The sequence below is a fragment of the Halioglobus sp. HI00S01 genome, from assembly GCF_001635445.1.
GTDB lineage: Bacteria > Pseudomonadota > Gammaproteobacteria > Pseudomonadales > Halieaceae > Halioglobus > Halioglobus japonicus.
Map to the genome: position 1 here is coordinate 1 of NZ_LWEE01000137.1, position 247 is coordinate 247.

A 247-nucleotide genomic window follows, 5' to 3' on the forward strand; every position below is an offset into this window, starting at 1 on the left:
CATTCGCCACTTCCTGTTGCGTACACCCGCCGACCCCACATCGTTCAAGCCTCGGGATATCGGCGAACTTCTTCGCCATAAAGATCAGTTCGCCGATATCCCGAGGCTTGAACGATGTGGGGTCGGCGGGTGTACGCAACAGGAAGTGGCGAATGAGCTTGGCATAGCGCATCAGATCCGCTTCGTAGCGGTGCATGGCATCCGCGTCGCGCAGGGAGTGACGCGCATACTCGCGGTACTGCATGTA

The 247-nt window shown here is 58.7% G+C and carries 1 pseudogene; it reads right to left on the bottom strand.

Annotation, left to right across the window (positions count from 1 at the left end):
- A pseudogene (locus A3709_RS23835) lies at positions 1 to 247 on the bottom strand (hypothetical protein); the annotation flags it as partial.